Raw genomic sequence first — 783 nt, 5'->3', positions numbered from 1 at the left:
CTCGGATTTTTTTTTATTAGCCCCGGGCGGGGTGGTGGGGTTGGTGTGGGGTGGTGCCTTGCCGGGCCCCCGGGGGGGGGGGGCGGGGGCGCCCCGCTGAGGAGGTTCGGGCGGGGTCAGGCGGTCGCGGCCAGATCGGCCACCCGCTCCTCGACCAGCCGGGCGACGGCCCGCAGGTCGGGCTGGCGCAGCACCAGGGGGGCGCGCAGCCGTACGCCGTACTCGTTCTCCAGGGCCTCCAGCAGTCTTGCCGCGGCGAGCGAATTGCCGCCCGACGCGAGGAAGTTGTCCTCGGGCCCGAGGTCGGCACGGCCGATCAGCCCGCGGCAGAGCTTCAGTACGGTGCGCTCGACCGGGGTGCCGGCCTCGTCCGCCGGGGCCTCCTCGTCCGGGGCCGGCGCGTCGGCCAGCAGGGCCGGGCGGTCCACCTTGCCGTTGGCGTCCAGCGGGAAGCGCTCCACCAGCCGGACGGCGGAGGGCACGGCCTGCTCGGGCAGCCACGGGCGGACGGCGTCGAGCAGCGCCGCGGGGTCGGCGCCGTCCTCGGCCTGGACGAAGGCGAGCAGCCGGACGCCGCCGGTCGGCGCCTGCTCGGCGGCGACCACCGCCCGGCGCACCTTCGGGTCGCGCTCGAAGGCGGCCTCGACCTCGGCGGGTTCGATCCGCACACCGCTGACCTTGACCTGGTCGTCGAGGCGGCCGTGGAACTCCAGCACGCCGTCCGGGCGCATGACCACCCGGTCGCCGGTGCGGTAGACCCGGTCCGTACCGACCACGCCGGCG

Annotated in this window: 1 protein-coding gene; it reads right to left on the bottom strand. The window is 76.1% G+C overall.

What is annotated here, in order from left to right; translation table 11 throughout:
* Positions 1-116 precede the first annotated feature (116 nt).
* The coding region (locus tag ACFVHV_RS43120; RefSeq protein WP_380359252.1) for a phosphopantetheine-binding protein at positions 117-783 on the bottom strand (667 nt) is incomplete at its 5' end.

Source organism: Kitasatospora sp. NPDC127116, from assembly GCF_042677365.1.
Taxonomy (GTDB): Bacteria; Actinomycetota; Actinomycetes; order Streptomycetales; family Streptomycetaceae; genus Kitasatospora; species Kitasatospora lactacystinica.
This window is presented reverse-complemented; position numbering and strand designations above follow the sequence as displayed.